Raw genomic sequence first — 22375 nt, 5'->3', positions numbered from 1 at the left:
CGCGATGCCAGATCGGGCACATGGGAGGATCCGCATGGAACTGACCAACGAGTGAGGAGTACCCGTGGCCGAGGCTGTCTACGCCACCCTGCACACCAACGCTGGCCCGATCCGGCTGGAGCTCTTCGAAAACCACGCGCCGAAGACGGTCCGCAACTTCATCGACCTGGCCGAGGGCAACCGGGAGTACACCGACCCGCGCACCGGTCAGCCGGGCAGTGGGCCGTACTACGACGGCACCATCTCGCACCGTGTGATCAGCGGTTTCATGGTTCAGATGGGCGACCCGACCGGCACCGGCCGGGGCGGACCGGGCTACAAGTTCGCCGACGAGTTCCACCCGGAGCTGCGTTTCGACCGGCCGTACCTGCTGGCGATGGCGAACGCCGGACCGGGCACCAACGGTTCGCAGTTCTTCATCACCGTGTCGCCGACGCCACACCTGAACAACCGGCACACGATCTTCGGGCAGGTCGCCGACGAGCAGTCGGTGAAGGTCGTCGACTCGATCGCGAACACCCCGACCGGCCCGAGCGACCGTCCGTTGCAGGACGTCGTCATCGAGCGGGTCGAGATCGAGCGGTCCGCCTCCTGACCGACCGGCGAGGTACCTTTGCTCGCATGATTGAGCGCTCCGGAGCACGGCCGGTGCCGGTGGACCGCGCGGTGGCGGACGGAGGGTCGGCCCGGTGAGTGAGTCCCCGCCGACCACCCCGGTCTGCTACCGGCACCCCGGTCGGGAGACCTACGTCCGGTGTACCCGCTGCGACCGGCCGATCTGTCCGGACTGCATGCGGGACGCGTCCGTCGGGCACCAGTGCCCGGAGTGCGTCAACGAGGGTCGTCGCAGTGTGCGGCCGGCGCGTACCGCCTTCGGTGGCGGTACCGCCGGCCGGCACGGCTACGTCACCAAGGCGATCATCGCGCTGAACGTGCTGCTCATGCTGCTGTCCATCGCCTCGGACCGGGGTGGGGACGCGGCGGTGGGCGGTTCCGGTTTCGGCGGGCTGATGGGCGGCAGCACCCCGCTGACCAACTGGGGTTCGGTGCTCGGGCTCGCGGTCTTCCCGGACGGCACGCTCGGTGGCATCGCGGACGGCGAGTGGTACCGGCTGGTCACCGCGATGTTCCTGCACTACGGCGTGATCCACCTGCTGCTGAACATGTGGGCGCTGTGGGTGCTCGGCCGGTCGTTGGAGGCCAACCTCGGGCCGCTGCGCTTCGGCGCGCTCTACCTGATCGCGGGCCTGGGCGGTAACGTCGCCGCCTACCTGTTCAGCGCGCAGAACTCGGCCACGGCCGGCGCGTCGACGGCGGTCTTCGGCCTCTTCGCCGCGCTGATCATCATCGAACGCAAGATGGGTCGGGACATCTCCCAGGTGATCCCGATCCTGGTGATCAACCTGGTGTTCACGCTGACCGTGCCGGGCATCTCCATTCCCGGGCACCTGGGCGGTCTGGCGGTCGGCGCGCTGATGGCGCTCGTGCTCGCGTACGCGCCGCGTGGCCGGCGCACGTTGGTGCAGGCCGCGGGCGGTGCGATCATCCTGCTGATCCTGCTCGCCCTGGTCCTGTTCCGTACCGCGCAGCTGTTGGCCTAACCGGTCGAGGTCGGGCGGGCGGCGCGCAGCTCGGCGGCGACCTCCTCCGGGTTGGCACCCAGGTCGTACCTGCCGAACAGGTGCAGCGAGTCGCCGGCGTCGATCTCCAGGGTCTCGCTGGTGAGGCCGAACCGGGGTCGGCGGTCCACGGCGATCGCCTCGACCGCCGACCAGGGCAGCAGCCGCCGGCCGGCGAATCCCCGGATGACGGTGAGCCCGTCGGGGCCCACGGCCAACCGGACCGGCGCGACCAGGTCGCGTACCGCCCAGCCGGCCACCGCGGCGGCGGCCAGGGCGGCCACCGCCACCCGCACGGGGTCGCCGTCGGCGAAGAGCAGACCGAGCGCGACGAGCAGGACCGCGCCGGCCAGCTTCGCCGCCGGCAGGCTCGCCGGCACCCGCCACTGCCGGGCCGGGGTGATCTCATCCACCCGCCCAGCATGCCAGCGGCCGTCGCGTGTCGCCTGGGCGGACGACCGGTCGATGGACGACGTAGGATCGGTGCACCCAAGTTACCGAGGGGTAAACATGAGTGACGCGGTCATCGTCGGCGCGGTACGCACCCCGGTCGGGCGGCGCAAGGGCAGCCTCGCCGGTGTCCACCCGGTCGACCTCTCGGCGCACGTGCTGCGCGCCCTCGCCGAGCGGACCGGCCTCGACCCGGCGCAGGTCGACGACGTCTTCTGGGGCTGCGTGTCCCAGGTCGGCGAGCAGTCCTGGAACATCGCCCGCAACGCGGTGCTCGCCGCCGGCTGGCCGGAGACCGTCCCCGGCACCACCCTGGACCGGCAGTGCGGTTCCAGCCAGCAGGCCCTGCACTTCGCCGCCGCCACGGTCCTCTCCGGCCAGGCCGACCTCGTGGTCGCCGGCGGGGTGGAGTCGATGACCCGGGTGCCGATGGGTTCGAGCGTGGCCGGCGGGATGCCGTTCAGCGACCAGCTCCGCGACCGGTACCGGGGCGTGGAGGGCTTCGCCGACGACGCGCCGCTGCCGTTCAACCAGGGCGTCGGCGCCGAGCTGATCGCCCGACGCTGGCGCTTCTCGCGTACCCAACTCGACGAGTACGCGCTTGCCAGCCACGAGAAGGCCGCCGCCGCGCAGGACGCCGGGGCGTTCGACCCGGAGTTGGCGCCGGTGCCCCTCGGCGACGGTGGCAAGTTCGCCGCCGACGAGGGCATCCGCCGCGACACCTCGCTGGAGAAGCTCGGCGAGCTGGCCACCCCGTTCCGCGCCGACGGTGTGGTGACGGCCGGTTCCGCGTCCCAGATCTCCGACGGCGCCGCCGCGCTTGCGGTGACCACCTCCGACTGGGCCAGCCGGCACGGCCTGCGCCCACTGGCCCGCATCCACACCGCCGTGGTCGCCGCCGACGACCCGGTCGCCATGCTCACCGCGCCCATCCCGGCCACCGCGAAGGCGCTGCGCCGCGCGGGGCTGGGCATCGAGGAGATCGGGGTGTACGAGGTGAACGAGGCGTTCGCCCCGGTGCCGCTGGCCTGGCTGGCGGAGACCGAGGCGGACCCGGAGCGGCTCAACCCGCGCGGCGGTGCGATCGCCCTCGGGCACCCCCTCGGCGGCTCCGGCGCCCGGATCATGACGACGATGCTCCAGCACATGCGCGACAACGAGATCCGCTACGGGCTACAGACCATGTGCGAGGGCGGCGGCATGGCCAACGCCACGATCGTCGAGCTGGTCTGAGGAAAACGTCTCGCCGCGCCCGGCCGGGCCGCCTAGGGTCCCCTTCGTGACGACGATCGAGCGCGCCGCCGACAGTTCCTGCGAGGAGTGGCGGACGCGGGCCCGGCTCTGGGTCGACGAGCAGCTGACCCGGGTCGGCCGGCGGGTGACCGGCCCGGTCGAACCCCGGGTACGCCCCTGGTCGCTGGTGTGGCGGGTGCCCACCGACGACGGCCCGGTCTGGTTCAAGGCGAACAACCCGGGGACGGTGCACGAGGCGTTCCTGATCGCGGCGCTCGCCGAGCTGACGCCCGAACGGGTGCTGACCCCGATCGCGGTGGACCCGGAGCAGGGCTGGTCGCTGCTGCCCGACGGCGGCGAGTCGTTGCGTGACGTGCTGGCCCGCGACCCCGACCCGGCGCACTGGGAGCGGGCGCTGCCGGGGTACGCGGCACTGCAACTGGCCAGCGCGCCGCGCGCCGACGAGTTGGTCGCCGGCGGCGTGCCGGACCACCGACCCGAGGTGATGGCCGGGCTGTTCGTCGAACTGCTCGACGACCACGGGTCGCTGCTGATCGGAGCCGAGGGCGGGCTCACCCCCGACCAGTACGAGCGGCTGCGCGCCGAGGTGCCGTCGTACGCCGAGCGGTGCCGGCGGCTCGCCGACATCGGCATTCCGGCCACCGTGCAGCACGACGACCTGCACGACGGGAACGTCTTCGCCGGCGACGCCGGCTACCGCTACTTCGACTGGGGTGACGCCTCGGTGGCGCACCCGTTCGGCACGCTGCTGGTGACCCTGCGTTCCATCCGGTACGCCCGCAGCCTGTCGGCCGAGGACGCCCAGTTGACGCGGTTGCGCGACGCGTACCTGGAGGCGTGGACCGACAGGTACGACCGCCGTACCCTGGTCGAGGCCGCCGATCTGGCGGTCGGCCTGGCCCCGGTCAGCCGGTCGCTCTCCTGGCGGCGGGCGTTGGACACCGTGGACGAGTCCCGCACCGACTACGCCGACGCGGTGCCGGGATGGCTCGAGGAGTTGTTCGCGGACGATCCGCTCCGGTCCGACGCCTGACCAGGATCCGTCGCAGTCGGAAGTCGGACAGCCAGTGCGACAGGCGGCGTGGAACTTCCAAAAAGTCGGCGTGACCCACGTCACCCCGTCGGGGACGTCGTTGGGCAGGTCATGGACGTCTTCTCCCGAACGTTCCTCCCGGCCGCCGCCGAGGCCGGCCTGGCCGTGCAGACCCTCAGCCGGCACATGCCGGTCTTCCGCCGCTGCGTCGGTCCCGGTGACGCCACCATCCTGGTGACCCGGTGCAGCCGTCCGGACCGCCCGGTGACCGGCGACTACCTGCTGCTGCTCACCCACCGGCGACTGGTGGTGACCCAGCAGACCCGCCTGCTGCACCGGCTGCGCCTGCACCTCAACACCGAGCTGCGCGAGCTGAGCAACGTCACCTGGAGCCCGGACCCGCGGCTGCACTCGGTCGAGCTGGCCGCCACCGCGATCGACGGGATCCGGGAACGGTTCCTGATCCGCACGACCCACCCGAAGCGGGTGTGGCAGCTCGACGCACTGCTGAACCACGCGTTCCGCACCCGCCTGCGGACGCCCCGCGAGCGGATCGTCGCGACCATCAGCGACACACCGGCGACAGCCCGGCCCAGTGTGTTCCGTCCCGCCGTGGCGCGCTGACACCACGCCGCGCGGGCCTTTACCGAACCCGAACACGTACCGATCGCGTCGACGCGACGGGTCGGCAATCATGGGCCGGTGACCGTCGACCCGCCGCACCGTGGCCTCGTCCTCGTGGTCGAGGACGAGCCGGCCATCGCCGACCTGGTCCGGCTGTACCTCGGCCGCGACGGGTTCGGCGTACACCTGGAGCGTGACGGGGAGGCCGGCCTGTCCGCCGCCCGCCGGCTGCGTCCGGTGGCCTGCGTCCTGGACATCGCCCTGCCCGGGCTGCCCGGCACCGAGATCTGCCGGCGGCTGCGGGAGGCCGGCGACTGGACGCCCGTCATCTTCCTCACCGCCCGCGACGACGAGGTCGACCGGATCGTCGGCCTGGAGCTGGGCGCCGACGACTACGTGACCAAGCCGTTCAGCCCTCGCGAGCTGGTCGCCCGGGTGCGTGCGGTGCTGCGCCGCTCGGCCGGCGGCCCGGAGGGTGCCGACCGTCCGCGCGTCGTCGGCCCGGTGACCCTCGACCCGGGCCGACGGACGGTCACCGTGGCGGGCGCGCCCGTGCAGCTCACCTCCACCGAGTTCGATCTCCTGGCGCATCTGATGGCCCGGCCCGGGCGGGTCTTCACCCGCGAGGAGCTGCTGGCCGGGGTGTGGGGCTACGCCGCGCACGCCGGCACCCGCACCGTCGACGTGCACGTCGCCCAGGTACGCGCGAAGCTCGGCCCGGCCAGCGTCATCCGGACCCATCGCGGCGTGGGGTACGCCGTCGATGCCTGAGCAACCCGGCCGTGCCCAGTCCCCGACCATGACCCTGCCCGTGGTCGGTGCCGGCCCGCCGCCCGCGCCCCGGCGCCACCGGCTCGGCCGGACGCTCACCGCCCGAGCGGTGCTGGTCACCTGCGCGGTGGCGCTGGTGTCGGTGCTGGTCACCGCGATCGTGGCGGTGCCGTTGGCGATCCGCGGGGCCGAGCGCCGCGACCAGGAGGCGCTCGCCGCCCAGGCCCGGCTCGCCGCCGAGGTGCTGCGGACCAGGCTGGACCGTGGTCGCAACGCCGACGAGGAGCGACTCATCCAGCAACTCCGCAACCAGGGCATCGACGCGTACCTGGTCCGGCGCGGGGCGGTCGACCGGCCGGGTCTGCCGCCCCGGGTGGTGCAGCGGATCGAGCAGGGCCGCAACGTGTCGGCCCGCCGCGTCGTCAACGGCGAGCGTGCCCTGGTCGAGGGGCGGGCGCTGCCCGGCGGCAACGGCGTGGTGCTCTCCCGCCCGTCGGCGAACGGACTGTGGGCTCAGGTGCTGCGCAGCCTCTGGCTGCCGCTGCTGGCGGGGCTGGCCGCCGGCGTGGCTGCCGGACTGCTGCTGGCCCGCCGCCTGGCCCGCCCGATCCGGGTCGCGGCGACCGCCGCCGCCCGGCTGCGCGCCGGTGACCGCGCGGTGCGGGTGCCGGTCGAGCCGCCGGACGAGGTCGCCGACCTGGCCGAGGCGCTCAACGGGCTGGCCGCCGCGCTGGCCACCAGCGAAGGCCGGCAGCGGGAGTTCCTGCTCTCCGTCTCGCACGAGCTACGGACCCCGCTGACCGCGATCCGGGGGTACGCCGAGGCGCTCGCCGACGGGGTGCTCGGCGCGGACGACACCGTCGACACCGGCCGGACGATGCTGGCCGAGGCGCAACACCTGGACCGGCTGATCGGGGACCTGCTGGCGCTGGCCCGGCTGGAGGCCGCCGACTTCCCCCTCGAACCGGTGTCGGTGGACCTGACCCGGCTGGCCGTGGACGCCGAGCCGACCTGGGCCGGCCGGTGCGCGGCGGTGGGTGTGCCGTTCCGGGTGGAGACGCCCGGCCAGCCGGTGCCCGCGTACACCGATCCGGGTCGGATCCGGCAGGTGGTGGACGGGCTGCTGGAGAACGCGCTGCGGGTCGTACCCCCGGGTGCGCCCGTGGTGCTCGCGGTCCGGCCGGCCGGCGCGGACCCGGCGGCCGGCGGTGTGCTGGAGGTCCGCGACGGCGGACCCGGCTTCACCGACGACGACCTGGCGGTGGCGTTCGAGCGGGGCGCGCTGCACGAGCGCTACCGGGGAGTGCGCAAGGTGGGCAGCGGGCTCGGGTTGGCGCTGGCCGCCGGGCTGGTCCGTCGACTCGGCGGGGAGATCGTCGCCGGCCACGCCCCGGAGGGCGGCGCGGCCTTCACGGTCCGGCTGCCCGGTGATCCTTACCTGGCTCGAACATCGGCCTGACGCTCCGCTCGCGGACCCGGGGAAGGCTGAGGACTCCACGGACGAGAGGAACAGTCATGCCACGTTGGGGTTTCGCCACCGGCACCACCGCCCTGCTCGCGGCGGTCGCGCTCGGCGTCAGCGGCTGCGGTGCGGCCGAGGTGGCCAGCCAGCCCGCCCGGGACGCCGCCGTCGACGTCGCCGCGGCGATGGGAGTGGAGGGTCAGGCGTTGGCGGCGATGGGGTTCGACGCCGACGAACTCGACGTGCGGACCGTCGCCGCGCCGGCCACCCCGACGCCCGGCGCCTCACCCACCGCGCAGGACAAGGCCAAGCAGAAGCGGGGTGAGGAGTGGCGCAAGCGCCGCCAGGCCCGCGTGCTGCTGCGCAGGAACACCCTGCACGGTGAGGCCGTGGTGAAGACGAAGGACGGCGGTACGCAGACCGTCGCCGTGCAGCGTGGCGAGGTGACCGCGATCGACGGCGACTCGATGACCGTGAAGTCCACCGACGGCTTCACCATGACCTGGACCTTCGGCGACGACCTGCGGGTCGTCGAGCACCGGGCCACCGTGCGGGCCAGCGACGTCAAGGTCGGTACGACGCTCGGTGTCGCCGGGGCCAAGGACGGCGACAAGGGCGCGGCCCGGCTCATCCTCATCCCCCGCGCCAAGTGAGCGAAGGAGGGCCCCGGCCGACGCCGGGGCCCTCCTTCCTACTGTCAGTAGACGCGGGAGCCGATGAAGTCGTCGTGACCGTAGCCGACCGGGTTGGCGGCGGTACGGGCCTCGAACGACCACTGCTGCCGGGTGCTGCTGGAGCAGGCGGCCAACCGCAGCCGGGGCAGGCCCGACGACGGGCTGTCGAACGCCACGCAGAGGGTGCTGGCGCTGACCGGCTTGAGCTGGTTGCCGGCGAAGGCGAACTGCTGGGCGGGGGTGCCGTTGCAGTCGTAGATGTTGACCGCCGTGCCGGCCGTCATCGATCCGCCGGCGACGTCGAGGCAACGGTCGTGGGACAGCTCCGAGTGCAGTGACCGCTTGGTCGCGTCGTACCAGAAGCCCTGGTTGCGCCCGCCGTGGCAGGCGTACGACTCCTGCGGGGTGTTGTTACGTGAGTCGTACCCTCTGCCGTCGACGCACGCATTGGTGGCCGAGTTGCGCAACTGCTTGAACTGCATCAGGCCGGAGTAGAGCACGCCGGCGCCGGTGCTGGCCGGATCGACGCAGGTGGCCTGCTGCTGTCCGGAGTTCCAGAACTGGGTGATGCACTGGGCGAACATGCCGTGGCCCCGGGCGTTGGGGTGGAACGACTGCCGTGCGGCGTTCTCGTTCCAGATCCCGACCTCGATGTTGAGGCCACGGACCGAGGTGTTGTCGGTGCACACCTCGTGGCCGTGGAAGAGCCGGCTGGCGTCCAGGTAGCGGGTGCCGGTCTGGGCGGCTGCGGCGCGCAGCGCCGACTCGAACAGCGGCACCGCCTTGTTCCTGGCGAACGCGGCGTCGGCCAGGTAGAGCAGGCAGCCGCCGGCGTACCAGCCGGGGAAGTTGGGGTTGTCCTCGACGTCCGGGCTGGCCGGGCTCGGGTACGACATGAGCACCAGCTCGTAGTCCGAGCGCAGGTAGCCGGCTCTGGTCATGGTCTGCCGGATGTCGGTGAGGGCGTCCGCCACCGCCCGGCGGCTGCCGTCGGTGCGGATCGTCCACTGGTCGGTGTAGTCGGCGTAGCAGGTGCCCTGGAGGAAGACCCGACCGACCGCGCAGTCGGTGGCGACCGGGCCGAACTGGATGGTGCCCTCGCCGTTCGCGCCGACGACGACCCAGATCAGCTTCACGTGCGTGTTGCGGGCCTTGATGCCCAGGTAGTCGCCCTGGTTCAGTTCGTTGTGCTGGGTGGGGCCGCCGGCGATGAGGTTCCACGGGGTGGCGCCGGAGCAGGCGATGTTGTACCGCGCGTCCGACGGGATGCCGGTGCGGAACACGGCCTGGTCGTACGAGCGGTCGCACCAGTTGCCGTCCTGGTGGGTGCCGGGCACGTAGTTGCCGACCCCCTCACCCGAGATCTGGCTGTCGCCCATGGTGATCAGCGCGGTGCGGCGCTGCTCGATGGGGCGGATCGCCGGGCTGCCGTAGAGGGCGGTGGCCTCGGCGGCCCGGACCGCTTCGAGGTTGGCGGGGAGTGGCTGGACGGCTGGTCGGTCGGCGGCGGCAGCGGGGGCGGCCGGTCCGGCGAGCATCGGCAGGACGAGTGCGGCGACGGCGACGGCGATGGTGATCGCTCGTCGTCGCGTCGCGCGTTCGGGCCTGGCAGGGGTGGGAGGCATCGACGCGCTCCTTTCGGCTCGATCGCGGGACGTCGATCGAGTTACCAGACGGTAACGTGCCGATCAATGGATGTGAATACGCTTCGGGTCCTTGCGCGGGGAATGCGGAACCGCCCGGATCAGACGATCCGGGCGGCGCGGCGGTGGTCCTTCCGACGTGCGGTCAGCGGCCGGGTGGCAGCGCGTAACCGACGTAGTCGCGGAACTCCAGCCTCCAGCCGGCCGGCACCAGCTTCACGCAAGCTGGCCTGCTGCCGGTGCAGACGATGGCGTCCACCGAGGCCGGGTCGGCAGGCGGCCGCTCCGGCAGCACCGACTGCAACGCCACCAACTCCGGCGAACCCCCGTCGGGCTGCCGCAGCAGCAGCCACCACGGGTACTCCCAGTTGTCGTTCTGCTGCACCAGCCCGATCCGGCGGGCGCCGCTGTCCCGCACCGCCGCCGCGGCCCAGCGGAACTCGTCGGCCCACTGTGGCCGGCGCAGGAACCGGGTGTCCCAGTCCGAGGTGGTGAAGACCGAGCCGGCCCCGACGAGCCGACGCGGGAAGCCGTACGACAGGGCGAGCACGCCGGCGAGCGCCGAGGTGGCCAGCACGGTGACCGCCGCGACCGTGGCGATGGAGCGCCGTGCCGTGCCGGCCGCCGGCCGCGCGTGCCGACGCAGGAGCGCGTCGACCCAGAGCCCACCCAGCGGTACGGCGAGCACGAGGGCGTAGAGGATCAGCCGGTTGCCCCACGGCTGCCACTTGATCATCGCGGTGTGCAGCAGGACGGTGGTCAGCACCACCACTGCGTACGCGCGCAGCGGCCCGGCCTGCCCGGAGTCGATCCGGCGCGGCCGGGCCAGGGCGACGGCCACGCCGATCAACGCCAGCGCCCCGGCGATCGGGAAGGCCACCCGGTCCTCGTCCGGATACCAGGCGGGCTCCGGGAAGACTTCCCGACCGAAGGTGATCGCCCGGTCCTGGGGGTCGACGCCGATCGCGTCCGCGCCACCGATGATCGCCTCCGCGCCGGCGTGACGCAGCGGCGCCAACGGGGTGTCGAACGCGGTGTGCCCGATCCGCAGCGCGTTGACCAGCACCGACGCCGGGTCGTGCCGTTCCATCGGGATGGACTCGCGCAGCCGGGGCGGTCCCAGCGGGTGCCCGAACTCGGCGGTCACCCGGGCCAGGAACGGACCGACGACCACGGCCGCGACCACCAGGATCAGCACCGAGCCGCCGACCGTACGGGCCAACCCGCCGGCCCGCCTCCCATCGGCCGGTGCTCGGCCGGCCAGGGCCAGGCGGAGCTGGGCCAGCCCCCAGAGCACCAGCAGCGGACCCACCGCGATCAGCCCGCTGGTCTTCGTCACCGCGGTCAGGCCGGTGGCGGCGCCCAGCCCGAGCAGCGTGCCCCAGCCGGTCCGGCGGCGCAGCCCGTCGAGCACGAGGGTCGCCGCGCAGGCCACCCACGCCGCGCACACCAGGTCGGTCTGCGTACTCGTCGCCTGGAGCGCCACCATCGGCGTGCTCGCCAGCACGAACGCGGTGAGCAGTTGGGCGCGCCGGCCACCGCCGAGCTGCGCGGTGATCCGCGCGACCACCAGCAGGCAGAGCACCCCGGCGGCCCACTGCGCCAGGTTGTGCAGCGCGTCCCCACCGGTGAGCAGGCGCAGGTGCAGCAGCAGGTACTCGGCGCCGGGCGGGATGGTCACCTGCCGGTGGATGGCGGTGGGCCAGAAGTCCAGGTCACCCTGGGCGACCCAGTGCTCCACCTTCGGCAGGTGGTACGTCTGCGAGTCGAAGTTGTTCGGCTCGGCCAGCAGCGCGATCAGCAACTCCACCAGGACCAGCCCGGCGACCGCGCCGGCGAGCAGCCGTTCGCCCCGGCCGGCCGTACGCCAGGTGTCGACAGCCACGGCGAGCGGACCGGCGGACGCCCGGTCGGCGCGGGCCGGGGCGGGGCCGCTCCCGACGGCGAGCGGGGCCGGCGCGTCGGGTCCACCGCCGGACGCCACGGCACCGACCGGCACCGGCCGGGGCGCGGCAGCGGGCGGCGGCGCGACGTCGTCCGTCCGGCGCCACCGCAGCGCGGCGGCGGTCGCGGCCACGGCCAGGAAGAGCAGCCAGGCGATGGTGAACGCCGCCCGGTTCACCGCGTGCAGTGCGCCGAGCACCTCGACGACGAGCACCGCGTACGCTCCGGTGAGCAGGGCGGCGCGTACCACGGCCAGTCGCAGCGGGGCCACCGCGCCGACCCCGCGCGGCCTCGTCGCGACGGTGAGCAGGAGCACCGAGGCGGCGGGAACCGCCGCGAGCAGGGAGCCGGCAGCCGACATGGCCGGAAGTAAACACCATCGGCCTGAGTCCGCCACGCCGACTGCCCGACGACGGCGGCCAGCGTCGAGCTGACCAGCCAGGCTAGGCTATGCCCGACGTGTTGTCGCCACCGTGGAGATTCCCGTGAAGCTCTCGATCCTCATGCCGGTCTACAACGAGGAAGAACGCATCGCGGATGCCCTCAAGCAGGCATTGGCGGTGGACTATCCCTGCGAGATCGAGCTGGTCGTGGTCGACGACGGCAGCCGGGACGGCACCGGCGAAATCCTCGGTCGCGCCGACGACGCTCGTCTGCGGGTCATCACCCACCAGCGCAACGCCGGCAAGGGCGCGGCAATCAAGACCGCGGTGGACAGCGCCGAGGGCGACTACATGGTCATTCTCGACGCCGATCTGGAGTACGACCCGCAGGACATCCCCAAACTGCTCGACCCGGTGCTCGACGGGCGGGCCACCGTCGTCTACGGAAATCGCACCTTCGGCAGCCACAGCGCCTACAGCTTCTGGTACGTGATGGGCAACAAGGGCGTCACGATGGCGGCCAATGTGCTGTTCAACTCGTACATCGGTGATCTGGAGACCTGTTTCAAGCTGATGCCGGTGGCGCTCTACCGGTCGCTGGGGGTGCGCTCGCGCGGTTTCGGCATGGAGGCCGAGGTGACCGGCAAGCTGCTGCGCCAGCGCATCCGCCCGTACGAGGTGCCGATCAGCTACCGCGCCCGTGGCCGGGAAGAGGGCAAGAAGATCACCTGGAAGGACGGCGTCGAGGCGATCTGGATCCTCGGTCGCGAACGCGCCCGCCGCCGTCCCGCCGTGTCATCGCCCAACTGACCCCAGGAACGCGTCGAGCGACCGTCGCAGACCCTCGGCGTCCAGGCCGTGCCACCGGGCGTGGTCGGCCGGATCGCCGTACCGTCGCAGGTCGGCCCGTCCCACCCCGAGGGTGAGCAGCCGGTGTGGCACGTCCGCGAGCGCCCGGCCCACTGCCGCGCTCGACGTCCCGGCGAGGTATGGCTCGACCAGCACCACATCCGTCCCGGCGAGCGCGCGGAGCCCGTCCGTGTCGAACGGGCGGGGCGTGTGCGTGTACGCGACAGTCACGTCCAGCCCCTCGGTCGCCGCCAGTGTGGGATCGAGCATCGGCCCGACGGCCACCACGAGCGGTGCGCCCACCCCGCCCCTCCGCAGCACCCGCAACCGGTCGGCGTCCGGGTACGCCCTGGCGTTGCGCTGCTCGCCGAGCCGTAGGTAGACCGGGTCGTCGGTGGTCGCGGCGGCCCGCAGCAGGGGCGGAACCTCGTCCGGGTGGCCGGGCACGCGTACCGTCCAGGCACCGCCGAGGGAGTCGAAGAGCGCCACGTCCCCGGGCGACTGGTGGGTCCGGCCCTCCCGCGACCCGTCGTACGACGCGCCGATGCTGACCAGCACCGCGCCGACGCCCTGGTGGTCCAGGTCCAGCTTGATCTGCTCGTACGCCCGGTCGACCAGGAACGTCGCGTACGAGTGCGCGATCGGGCGCATCCCGGTCAGGGCGAGCCCACCGGCCACGCCGATCATGAGTTGTTCCCGGATGCCGACGTTGAGCACCCGGTCCGGGTGTCGGGCGCCGGCCGGCGCGAACTGGCTGGCCGAGATGTCGGCCAGCACGAGGGCGGTACGGGGATCCTCGTCGAGCAGGGCGGTGGTGGTGTCGATGAAGGCGTCACGCATGGCTGTCATCCCCTGCTCTCGACGCGGGCGACGACGACGTGCGGCCGGCCCGGTCGGTGTCCGGTCAGTGCCACGTACAGGTCGGTGTGGTTCCGGCCGTCGAGCGTGTCGGCCGTCCAGCCGTTCACGGTGAACCGGCTGGCGATCCCGCCCGCCCAGCCGTGGCTGGCCGACGAGTTGTCGACCACGATCGCGGTGAGGTTTCCCAGGCCGGTCGCGCCGGCGTACGCGATTGCCTCGTGGTTGGAGCCCTCGTCCAGTTCGGCGTCGCCGAGCAGCACGTACACCCGGGGTGTGAGCAGGCCCTGGGCCCGCAGCCCGAGTGCGGTGCCGACGCCCAGGCCGAGCCCGTGGCCGAGGGACCCGGAGCCGATCTCGACGCCCGGCACGAGCAGCCGGTCCGGGTGGTGACCGAGTCGGCTCTGCGGGCCGGCGAGGTCGTCGAGCCAGGAGTGCGGGATGAAACCGCGCGCGGCGAGCACCGCGTAGTAGGCGGCCGGTCCGTGCCCCTTGGAGAGCAGGAACCGGTCCCGCTCCGGATCGTCGGCGGTGTCCGGGGTGATCCGCAGGACCCGGTCGTAGAGCACCTGGAGGACGTCGATGGTGGAGTGGGCGCTCGGCGCGTGCTTCTCGTCGCCGGTCAACCGGCGGATCAGCCCGGGGAGCGCGGCGCTGCTGTCGTTGGTCACCGTGGTGGTCATGCCACTACCCTGTGACTTGAAGTGCGCTTTAACTCAAGGGCCAGGTGATGATGGATCTGTTGACCATCGGCGAGCTGTCCGTCCGTTCGGGCGTGGCGCCGTCCGCGCTGCGCTACTACGAACGGCTCGGGCTGATCCGCGCCGACCGTACCGGCGGCAACCAGCGCCGGTACGCCCGCGCCGAGCTGCGGAGGGTCGCCTTCATCCGCATCTCCCAGCAGGTCGGCGTCTCGCTCGACGAGATCCGCGCCGCGCTCGACTCCCTGCCCGGGAGCCGCACGCCCAGCCCGCAGGACTGGGAACGGCTCTCCGCCAGCTGGCGGGGCCGGCTGGACGAGCGGATCCGGCTGCTCACCAAACTCCGCGACGACCTGGACGGCTGCATCGGCTGCGGCTGCCTGTCCCTGCAACGCTGCACGCTCAACAACCCCGGGGACACCCTGGCCGGCGAGGGGCCGGGCGCCCGCCTGCTGCTGCCCCGGCCGGCATCACCCGACGGTGAGTAGCACCTTGCCCACGTGATCGTTCGACTCGACCAGCCGGTGGGCCTGCGCCGCGTCGGCCATCGCCAGCCGCCGGTCCACCACCGGGCGGACCGCGCCGGCCTCCACCAACGGCCACACCTCATCGCGTACGCCCCGGACGATCTCCGCCTTCTCGGCAAGCGGACGGGACCGCAACGCGGTCGCCGCGACACAGGCCCGCTTGGCCAGCAGCGCGCTGAGATCCAGCTCGGCCTTGCGCCCACCCTGCATCCCGATCACCACGAGCCGACCCCCGGTGGCGAGCGCGGCGACGTTGCGACCCAGGTAGGAGGCGCCCATGATGTCGAGGATCACGTCCGCGCCGTGGCCGTTGGTGGCCTGCCGGACCTCCTCGACGAAGTCCTGCTTTCGGTAGTCGATCGTCACCGTCGCACCCAGCTCACGCAGCCGCGGGTGCTTCGCCGCCCGCGCGGTCGCCAGGACCGTCGCGCCGAGCGCCGCCCCGAACTGGATCGCGAACGTGCCGATCCCACTGCCCCCACCGTGCACCAGCAGCCGTTCACCAGAGCTGAGCCGGCCCACGCCCACCACGTTCGACCAGACCGTGCAGGCCACCTCCGGTAGCGCCGCCGCGTCGACCAGGTCGACGCCCGCCGGCACCGGCAGCAACTGCCCGGCCGGCACGGCGACCCTCTCGGCGTACCCGCCGCCGGCCAGCAGCGCGCACACCTCCTGCCCGACGGACCACCCGGACACCTCCGGCCCGACCGCGCCGATCACCCCGGAGCACTCCATCCCGGGATATTCCGACGCGCCGGGGGGCGGCGGATAGTGACCCTGCCGTTGCAGCAGGTCCGCGCGGTTGACCCCGGCCGCCCGTACGTCCACGACCACCTCGCCGGGGCCGGGCTCCGGATCGGGCACCTCCGCCCAGACCAGCGCGTCGGGACCACCGGCCTCGGGAATCGTGATGGCTCGCATGGGCCCAGTCTCCCCGATCCGGTGGGCTGTCGCAGGCGCGCCGTCGAGCCCACTGTGGACGGGACGGACCGCCTGGTCTGCGCAGCGGGGAGGGACGCCGGGCCGTCCGGAGTGAGCCGTGGCAGACTATGCGTGGTCGTACACCTACGGGTGACGGCCCAGGAGGGTTCGCCTAGTGGCCGATGGCGCTGGTCTTGAAAACCGGTAAGGCAGCGATGTCTTCGTGGGTTCGAATCCCACACCCTCCGCCCACTTGGACAGCAAAAATGCCCCCTGACCAGCGCGAACGCCAGTCAGGGGGCGTGTTCATTGTTGGTGAATCAGTCTCACTTTGTCTCGCTCGATGCCGCCGCGTCTCACTGGTCGTGTCGTCTACGTGTCGGCGCTCTCCGGCCCTTCGGCCGGCTTGGTGCCGTCCTCGGTGCCTAGCGCTCCCTCAATCCGCTTTCGAGCGACTTCGTCCTGTCCGTCGATGCACGAGGCGTAGACCTTGAGCAGCACGTGCACGCTGTGTCCGGCCCATTGGGCGACCTGGGTAGCCGGCACTCCGGCGTTGAGCCAGAGCGACACGGCAGCGTGCCGCAGGTCGTATGGCCGGTGTGCCAGCGGTGAGCGCTGCTGAGCGGGTGTCAGCGCTGCTGCGCGTGCCTGCCGCCAGGCTCGGAGATAGGTGCTCTTGGACACCGGGGCCGTTCGAGCGCCGGCCGCATTGAACATCCGCCCGTTGGCGTCTCGGCAGTGCTCCCGGACGTGATGCCGCAGGATGCGGACCAGTTCCGGGCAGGCCGGCACGTCGCGGGTCGCCTTTTTCGCCCGGTGCTTCAACTCCCGGTCTTCCAGCGATTTGCCGCTGTCGCTCCAATCCTCGCCAACCTGTTGCGTTGAGCCGCTGAGGTGAAGCCATCCCCACCCGGTTTCGGGTAGCTCGCATTCGTCGGCGCGTAGATGGATCACCTCGGACGGGCGGAGCGCGGCGAAGTACATGCAGGCGAAGAAGCCTTCTAAACGTGGATCGCGCTTCTGCACTGCCGAGAGTAGGGCGCGGGCCTGTTCAGGATTCACGACCACTTTCCGGTCAATCTGATCGGTGTTCTTCGGCGCCCGCCACTGGATGGAGTCCATCGGGTGGGCGTCGAGATAGCAAAGTTCAACGGCGTACTTCAAGGCGCTGTAGAAGACGGCCCGTTTCCTTGCGACGGTGTTCGCTGCGGCGGGGATGCCGTCAATCCGGACCGTGAGCGCGTCGAGCGCCTTCCGGATGGTGGCCGGGTTCTTTACGCCCGACAACGGCAGCGTGTTCGCGGTGAGCCATCTGACAGCCGGCGCAAGGTTCTCTGGCGGTAGACCGTTGTCCCGATCACGCTGCAACTTATTGAAGGTCCACGTATAGAGGGCGTGCCGAATCTCGGCATCGTCCGGCGCGCCGCGCGACGTGGCCAGCAGGGCAAGTGTGACCGTGGTGAGCGCGTCTGCAATGCTCTTGCGCTGCGTTGCTGCGGCACGCGGCCACTTCATGTCTACGAACGCAACGGCGAGGTCGTACCAATTTCGGCTGTTCAACTCCCGGGCCATCGGTTCCGGCAGGCCGGATTTCTCCTCGAAGGCCGTTCCCTCGCGCTGTGCTACAACCAGCTTCGATCGGAAGCCTTCGGCGAGCGCCCGAGTAACGTACGTATTCCGGAACGGCTTGCCGGCGACCTTCCATCGGACCGTGTACGACTTCTTCTTGCCCGATAGTTCGTTGGTCAAGATCGCGTGAATGCGTACGTCGTAGCTACTCATGCTGCCTCTTCGTGGTCGTTGAGCCAGTTGTCCAGGTCGCGGCGGCGGACGTACAGGCTGCCGTTTGGGTACTTGATCGTTCGGGGGGCGCGGCCGGTGGCCTTCCAGCGGAAGAAGGTCGACCGGGGTACGCGCAGTTCGTCCAGGACTTCGGCGAGGGTGAGCAGGTTCCCGGTGGGGGTTCGGCGGCTGGTCATGGGCGGGTGTCCTCCCTCGGGGTGGCGTGGAGGTAGATGCGCTGCAACAGCGGGGATCGGCGGTCGGGGTAGGGCCGGCTGACCTGCTGGATGTGCAGCACTTGGGCGATGGCGGCGAGCGCTGCGGCTGTTTCAGTGGGGGTGCCGTGCAGCCTGATTCGCACGGTGAGGGCCTTCCGGTCGGCGTGGGTCGCGTGTGGAGGGTCGGCTAGGCGATGCGGCAGAAGGGCGTAGGGCGGCCCGCTGAGAGCGCCGTAGAGGCAAGATCCGGGGTGTCCTGGTGTAAGGCGTAGGGCCTGGCGCTCTCAGGCGCTCTCAGAGGGCCGTTTCCGGGGGTTGTCGGCCGGCGGTCGGTGCCGGCCGGCCGTGGCGGGAGGTCGGGAAGCGCTGACACGCTGACAGCAGGGCTCGCTAGTGACGTTTCCGCAGTTCAGTGGGGGTGTGAAGCTGTCAGCGGGGTGCGCTGACAGGCGCTGACAGCGCTGACACCTCACGGGCGTCGGCGGGGTTGTCAGCACCTGTCAGCGCCTGTCAGCACGGGCCGCTGACACCTTCCCGGGTGCTCTGAACTGCGGAAACGTCGCCGGTCGTGGCGATTGTCAGCGTGTCAGCGCTTCCGGGGTCCTCCCCGGCGGCGCGGGGATGCAGCTCGTAGCGGCCGTCCGGCCCGTTGCGGACCCACCCGAGTGCGATCAACTCGTTCAGAACGGCGGTGACCTCTTCGGACTTCGGTAGCCGGCGGGCTACCCGGCGGTGCGCCTCCCGGCGGGTGAAGGTGCTCATGCCCTTGGTGGTGAGCACCCCGAGCACGTACCGGGCGTTCTCGATCGCGGTGTCACTGCCGATGGTGGTCAGCGCGGCCCGGTAGTGCGCGGCGAAGAACTCGGCCAGCCGTACAGCGTCGGCCATGCGGTCGGCGTCGATGGGGCGTCGCCAGGCGTCGGCAGGGTGGTGGGCGACGTGCAACAGCCCGGCCAGGCGCAGCGTCGCGCCGGAGAGCTTGTTGCCCCACTCCCGCATGTCGTACAGGCTCCCGCCGGGCCGTAGCTCGGCCTCCACGGCCTCGGCGGCGGCGCGGCGGACCGTGGCGGCGTCCTCGGTGAGCACGACGACGGCGGGGTCTTCCCACTCGGCGAACGTGGCGGCCAGGTCGTGAACCCGGTGCCGGTAGCCGGCGGTGACCTGCTCGGCGATCGGCGACGTGTCCACCGCCCGATACCCGGCCAGCGACCGGGGCAGCGCGAACAGGAACCGGGCCGGCAGGCCACGCCCGGCGAGGTCGGCGTTACCGCCGAACTTGCGCAACACGCTCGGTTGGGCCATCACGCACACGGTCAGCGCCGGTTTGTCGACCGAGACACCCTCGCGGGTGATCCGCTCGTTGCTCATCGGCTGCCCCGCGTGACCCTTGAGATACGGGTCGAGGTTGGGCGCTCCGGAGTACCGGCCGGCAAGGGTGTCGAAAATCCCGCCCTCATCCGAGATGATCGCCATCCGTCCGCCGTTGGCGGCCATCAGGTTGATGAGGACTTCGGGGGTGGCGTCGTCCACGATCAGGCGGGGCAGCCCGGGAATGGTGATCGCCTCGGCCGCGATGGCGGCGGCCACCGCCTCGGCGGCGGCCTCGTCCCGCTTGCCGGGGTCGGCGGCCTTCGCCGCTTGGGCCTTGGCCTGTTCGGCGTGCCGGTCGGCGATGTCCCGCAGCGCCGCCGCTTCCGCGATCCTCGGCCGCATCGCCTCCCCGAGGGTCGATTGCGCGGCGAACAGCGGCGCGGTCATCGCCCGGTGCACGGGGCTCTTGCGTTCGCCGGGGCCGGCGATGACGGCGGCGAAGATGTTCACCGGCTCGCGCCACCCGCCGACCGGCTCGACCTCCAAGCGGCCACCCGCGCAGGCGGAGAGCACGGCGACGGCGAGGGTGCCGGCCATCGCGGGGTCGGTCTGGGTGAAGCGGGCGACGCCGGTCACCATGTCGCCGAGCCAGCGGGGGAACACGTCGACCGGGAACGGTGGCGGCGCGGTGCTCGGCCCGGTCAGGGGCACTGGAACATCCCACAGCGGGCCGGTGGTCGGGGGCGGGTCGGTGTCGTGTGGGTCGTCGGTGACGAGGTGAAGGCGGGCGGGCGTCATGCGGCACGTCCTTCCGGTGTGGATGCGGGGAAGTCGGGATTGGTGACAACCGGGGTTGTCGCCGTGTGCGCCAGCTCGGCGAGCACGGCCATCTGTTCGGGCATCCCGCGCGTGCCGTCGAGCGGCCGGCGGGCGTGCGGCCACACCGCCGTTACGGGGTCGGCGTAGTCGCGGCCGGCGAGCACGGTCACGGTGCCGGCCACGTCGATGCCGAGGCGGCGTGCTTGCGCGTACAGGGTCGGCACGGTGACGGCACCGGATTGGCCCATGCGCAGCTCGTACGGCTCGATCACGGTGTCCGGAGTGAGCAGCCCATGGCGGGCGGACAGGATGACCAGCCGCCCACCGAGGCCGTCAGCCGCTTTCCGACATGCCCGGTGGTAGCTGCCGGTGTACATCTGCCCAGCCGGCGCGGGTCGGTCGAGCTTCGCGCTACCGCATCCCACAATCACCACCGCGTCATCACGGCCCATCACGCTGCGGCGCATCCGCGCGTTCACCGCGTCGGCGTATGCCTTGCTGGCCGCTTGCCGGGTGGTACCCGTAGCCCGGCCTACCTCGGCATACGACCACCCGTCGTTGAGCACAAGGTCCACCGCGACCCACTCTCGGGCTTCCCGGCAGGCGGCCTCCATCGCGGCCAGCGCGGCGAGGATGTCCGATGGCGTCCGGGCGGCGGCCAGCTCGGCGGCGTGGTCGGCCACATAGCCGGCTGCCGGGTGGAGCTGGGGCGCGCGGTGACAACTGCGGTTGTCGCCAGGCCGGGTCACGCGGCCACCCGCCGAGGTCGCTTGCTGCCAGCGGCCAGCCCGGATCGGACCGTGCGGTACGCCTCGGCGCAGCTCAGCCCGGCCGTCACACCCGCCTGTTCCAGCACGCTCTGCGCGTCGTCCTCGGCGAGCGCTCCGCCCGCCACGAGCTGCCCGAGCGCCACCGCCGCGATGTAGAGCGCCCGGTTGCGCTCCCCGCTCGCGGCAGTGGTAACCCGCTCGACCTCGCGGGTGATCGCGGCCCGCACATACGCGCTGCTGCGGTCGGTCGGCAGCGACACCACCACCGGCCGTTGCGGCGGGAGCGGCGCCGGGGCCAACCGCGCGGCCAGCCACCCGGGCAGCGGGGCGGGGTCGGTGTCGAGGTCGACCCGGTACGGCCGTCCGTTGACCGTCGACCCGGCGGCGACGACGTAGCCGCCGTGCGCCCGGGTGTCGACCAGCGGGCCGAGGCTGCCGGCGGTGTTTCGCAGGTCCGGCCCGTCTTCGGGGTGGCGGTAGTAGAGGTGCGTGCCGCCCCGCCCGGTGGTCACGGTGTACGTAGCGTCGACAAGGGCGGCGTGCGCGGCGGCCAGCTCGGCGAGGGTGTCCAGCCCGGTCGGGCCGGCGGTGTCGTCCTTCGGGGTGTCGAGGTCGACCACGACCAGCCGCGATGGGCCGCAGGCCAACCCGATCCCGTACGAGCGGGCCGTCCACGCTCGGCGGATGCGGTCGGGATCGGTGGTGGCCCGTGCCTCCCACCCGAGGTGGTGACCGGCGGCGCGGCAGCGCGGGTCGCCTCCGGCGCAGTCGTCGGCGGTGTGGTCGGGGAACGCGGGTCGCTTGTCGTCGGGGCGTAGCGGGAAGACGTGCCAGCCACGTTCGGCGTGCGCGAGCGCGGCGGTAAGCAGGTCAGACATGACGGTGCTCCTGTTCAGGCGGGGCGACGCAGAGCGCGGGCGGCGGTGAGGTCGATCAGCTCGCCCCCGGCGTCGGGTGCCGGGCGGTGCCGGCCGGCGACGGTGACGGCGAGTCGCAGGTAGAGGCGGTAGCGGCCGGCGTCGACTCCGCCCATCGGCCACCGCTGGCCCTGTTGGATGACGTGCCCGAGGGCAGCAACGGCGGTGGTGGCGGCGTCCAGCTCGGCGCGGGTGCCGCTGAGCCACACCTCCATCAGCCGGCCCGCCTCGGTCGCGGCCGGGCGGTGATCGCGGCGCGGGTGACGGCGTGCCGCAGGTCGCCGAGCAACCCGACCAACTGCCGGCGCGCGGCCAGCTCGGACGGGGCGAGCGCGACCCTGACGCGCACTTCGGCGTGTTCACGGCCGGCGGCGGTGCGCACCCGCACGAGCACCGCGCGGGAGCGGCCGGCGACGTCGACCACGATTTCGTCGGAGCGGTGTTCGCCGAGGCCGCAGCGGTGGTCCTTGCCGCACCACTCGGTGTGCCCGTCGCGGGGCCGGCGGTTCATCGGTTGGCCTCGGCGCGCAGCCGGTGGAAGTGGTTGTAGACGCGGCGGCCGGTGCGCAGCCGGTGGCCTCGGTCGCAGCGGCGGCAGGCACGCGGGCGGTGGAGAACGCGGGTGGTGATGCGGCCGGTGCCGGCGCACCGCTGGCAGGGTTTGACGGGCTTGACCCAGCACAGCCCGGCGTAACCGAGCGTGATCAGGGCGGGGATCGTGGCGAGGGCGATAGCGGCGGTCAGGTGGGGGTTCACAGGTGCCTCCCGGGCCGTTTTTTGGGTGCACGGGGCCGTGAGCTGCTATCTGCTAGGTCGCAGCTCATGATTCGGATGGGGTGCTAGCG

General features: G+C 72.3%; 25 protein-coding genes and 1 tRNA gene. 11 read left to right on the top strand and 15 right to left on the bottom strand.

Features of this window, described 5'->3' with window-relative positions:
• Positions 1–64: 64 nt before the first annotated feature.
• Both ABZS77_RS00280 and ABZS77_RS00275 read left to right on the top strand, forming a co-directional pair.
• Positions 65–595, top strand: a complete 531-nt coding sequence (locus ABZS77_RS00280) for a peptidylprolyl isomerase (protein ID WP_354814811.1) — start codon at positions 65–67, stop codon at positions 593–595.
• A 94-nt stretch (positions 596–689) separates the two neighbouring features.
• A complete protein-coding gene (locus ABZS77_RS00275) occupies positions 690–1601 on the top strand; it encodes a rhomboid family intramembrane serine protease (RefSeq protein ID WP_354814808.1) in 912 nt (303 codons plus the stop codon).
• Here the strand turns inward: ABZS77_RS00275 and ABZS77_RS00270 are convergent.
• Positions 1598–2032, bottom strand: a complete 435-nt coding sequence (locus ABZS77_RS00270; protein ID WP_354814805.1) for a PH domain-containing protein — start codon at positions 2030–2032, stop codon at positions 1598–1600. The two genes, ABZS77_RS00275 and ABZS77_RS00270, sit on opposite strands and share 4 nt — an antisense overlap.
• A 97-nt stretch (positions 2033–2129) precedes the next feature.
• Here ABZS77_RS00270 and ABZS77_RS00265 point away from each other — a divergent pair, with 97 nt between their 5' ends.
• From ABZS77_RS00265 to ABZS77_RS00240, 6 genes are all read left to right on the top strand, one after another.
• Positions 2130–3302: an acetyl-CoA C-acyltransferase gene (locus ABZS77_RS00265; RefSeq protein WP_354814802.1), complete on the top strand. Its 1173-nt coding sequence runs from the start codon at positions 2130–2132 to the stop codon at positions 3300–3302.
• Between the two features lie 46 nt (positions 3303–3348).
• Entirely contained in the window at positions 3349–4356 is a 1008-nt protein-coding gene (locus ABZS77_RS00260; protein WP_354814799.1) for an aminoglycoside phosphotransferase family protein, read from the top strand.
• 111 nt (positions 4357–4467) lie between these two features.
• Positions 4468–4980, top strand: coding sequence for a hypothetical protein (locus tag ABZS77_RS00255; protein WP_354814796.1), 513 nt, complete (start codon positions 4468–4470; stop codon positions 4978–4980).
• A 78-nt stretch (positions 4981–5058) separates the two neighbouring features.
• The gene (locus tag ABZS77_RS00250; protein ID WP_354814793.1) at positions 5059–5751 is read left to right on the top strand and encodes a response regulator transcription factor; all 693 of its coding nucleotides are present in this window, start codon (positions 5059–5061) and stop codon (positions 5749–5751) included.
• Positions 5744–7210 (top strand): HAMP domain-containing sensor histidine kinase, encoded by a 1467-nt coding sequence (locus ABZS77_RS00245; protein WP_354814790.1) that lies wholly within the window; start codon positions 5744–5746, stop codon positions 7208–7210. The genes ABZS77_RS00250 and ABZS77_RS00245 overlap by 8 nt, the downstream gene beginning before the upstream one ends.
• A gap of 56 nt (positions 7211–7266) precedes the next feature.
• A complete protein-coding gene (locus tag ABZS77_RS00240; protein WP_354814787.1) occupies positions 7267–7866 on the top strand; it encodes a hypothetical protein in 600 nt (199 codons plus the stop codon).
• A gap of 44 nt (positions 7867–7910) precedes the next feature.
• On the opposite strand, the gene ABZS77_RS00235 is transcribed toward ABZS77_RS00240, so the two are convergent.
• Together ABZS77_RS00235 and ABZS77_RS00230 are read right to left on the bottom strand one after the other, a co-directional pair.
• Positions 7911–9512, bottom strand: coding sequence for a ricin-type beta-trefoil lectin domain protein (locus tag ABZS77_RS00235; RefSeq protein WP_354814784.1), 1602 nt, complete (start codon positions 9510–9512; stop codon positions 7911–7913).
• Between the two features lie 163 nt (positions 9513–9675).
• A complete protein-coding gene (locus tag ABZS77_RS00230; RefSeq protein WP_354814781.1) occupies positions 9676–11835 on the bottom strand; it encodes a glycosyltransferase family 39 protein in 2160 nt (719 codons plus the stop codon).
• Positions 11836–11959: 124 nt separating this feature from the next.
• On the opposite strand from ABZS77_RS00230, the gene ABZS77_RS00225 reads away from it, so the two are divergent.
• Positions 11960–12667, top strand: coding sequence for a glycosyltransferase family 2 protein (locus ABZS77_RS00225; protein WP_354814778.1), 708 nt, complete (start codon positions 11960–11962; stop codon positions 12665–12667).
• On the opposite strand, the gene ABZS77_RS00220 is transcribed toward ABZS77_RS00225, so the two are convergent.
• A complete protein-coding gene (locus ABZS77_RS00220) occupies positions 12653–13546 on the bottom strand; it encodes a transketolase (RefSeq protein WP_354814775.1) in 894 nt (297 codons plus the stop codon). The genes ABZS77_RS00225 and ABZS77_RS00220 overlap by 15 nt on opposite strands.
• Before the next feature lie 5 nt (positions 13547–13551).
• A complete protein-coding gene (locus ABZS77_RS00215) occupies positions 13552–14247 on the bottom strand; it encodes a transketolase (protein WP_354814772.1) in 696 nt (231 codons plus the stop codon).
• 47 nt (positions 14248–14294) lie between these two features.
• On the opposite strand from ABZS77_RS00215, the gene soxR reads away from it, so the two are divergent.
• Positions 14295–14753, top strand: coding sequence for a redox-sensitive transcriptional activator SoxR (gene soxR, locus ABZS77_RS00210; RefSeq protein ID WP_354814769.1), 459 nt, complete (start codon positions 14295–14297; stop codon positions 14751–14753).
• Here soxR and ABZS77_RS00205 read toward each other — a convergent pair.
• Positions 14736–15713 (bottom strand): NAD(P)H-quinone oxidoreductase, encoded by a 978-nt coding sequence (locus ABZS77_RS00205; RefSeq protein WP_354814765.1) that lies wholly within the window; start codon positions 15711–15713, stop codon positions 14736–14738. The two genes, soxR and ABZS77_RS00205, sit on opposite strands and share 18 nt — an antisense overlap.
• 161 nt (positions 15714–15874) lie before the next feature.
• Between ABZS77_RS00205 and ABZS77_RS00200 the strand changes: the two genes are divergently transcribed.
• Positions 15875–15961, top strand: a tRNA-Ser gene (locus ABZS77_RS00200).
• A 124-nt stretch (positions 15962–16085) separates the two neighbouring features.
• Here ABZS77_RS00200 and ABZS77_RS00195 read toward each other — a convergent pair.
• The 9 genes from ABZS77_RS00195 to ABZS77_RS00155 form a co-directional block, all read right to left on the bottom strand.
• Positions 16086–17495: a tyrosine-type recombinase/integrase gene (locus ABZS77_RS00195; RefSeq protein WP_354814762.1), complete on the bottom strand. Its 1410-nt coding sequence runs from the start codon at positions 17493–17495 to the stop codon at positions 16086–16088.
• Positions 17492–17692 carry a helix-turn-helix domain-containing protein gene (locus ABZS77_RS00190; protein WP_354814759.1) on the bottom strand — a complete coding sequence of 67 codons (201 nt, stop codon included), beginning with the start codon at positions 17690–17692 and terminating at the stop codon, positions 17492–17494. Before ABZS77_RS00190 ends, ABZS77_RS00195 begins: the two co-directional genes overlap by 4 nt.
• Positions 17689–17856 (bottom strand): hypothetical protein, encoded by a 168-nt coding sequence (locus ABZS77_RS00185; RefSeq protein ID WP_354814756.1) that lies wholly within the window; start codon positions 17854–17856, stop codon positions 17689–17691. The genes ABZS77_RS00190 and ABZS77_RS00185 overlap by 4 nt, the downstream gene beginning before the upstream one ends.
• Positions 17857–18223: 367 nt before the next feature.
• Entirely contained in the window at positions 18224–19822 is a 1599-nt protein-coding gene (locus tag ABZS77_RS00180) for a YfjI family protein (protein WP_354814753.1), read from the bottom strand.
• Positions 19819–20592 (bottom strand): DUF6884 domain-containing protein, encoded by a 774-nt coding sequence (locus tag ABZS77_RS00175; RefSeq protein ID WP_354814750.1) that lies wholly within the window; start codon positions 20590–20592, stop codon positions 19819–19821. The genes ABZS77_RS00180 and ABZS77_RS00175 overlap by 4 nt, the downstream gene beginning before the upstream one ends.
• Positions 20589–21491: a bifunctional DNA primase/polymerase gene (locus ABZS77_RS00170; protein WP_354814747.1), complete on the bottom strand. Its 903-nt coding sequence runs from the start codon at positions 21489–21491 to the stop codon at positions 20589–20591. Before ABZS77_RS00170 ends, ABZS77_RS00175 begins: the two co-directional genes overlap by 4 nt.
• A 14-nt stretch (positions 21492–21505) precedes the next feature.
• Complete coding sequence (locus ABZS77_RS00165; RefSeq protein ID WP_354814744.1) at positions 21506–21745, bottom strand: hypothetical protein; 240 nt, start codon at positions 21743–21745, stop codon at positions 21506–21508.
• Positions 21745–22041 carry a hypothetical protein gene (locus ABZS77_RS00160; RefSeq protein ID WP_354814741.1) on the bottom strand — a complete coding sequence of 99 codons (297 nt, stop codon included), beginning with the start codon at positions 22039–22041 and terminating at the stop codon, positions 21745–21747. Before ABZS77_RS00160 ends, ABZS77_RS00165 begins: the two co-directional genes overlap by 1 nt.
• On the bottom strand, positions 22038–22286 hold the full coding sequence (locus ABZS77_RS00155; protein ID WP_354814738.1) for a hypothetical protein: 249 nt from the start codon (positions 22284–22286) through the stop codon (positions 22038–22040). Before ABZS77_RS00155 ends, ABZS77_RS00160 begins: the two co-directional genes overlap by 4 nt.
• Positions 22287–22375: the final 89 nt, after the last annotated feature.

The sequence above is a fragment of the Micromonospora sp. NPDC005298 genome (genome assembly GCF_040607375.1).
Lineage (GTDB): Bacteria > Actinomycetota > Actinomycetes > Mycobacteriales > Micromonosporaceae > Micromonospora.
The sequence above is the reverse complement of the archived record's forward strand: the minus strand, read 5'-3'. Positions and strand labels throughout refer to the sequence as shown.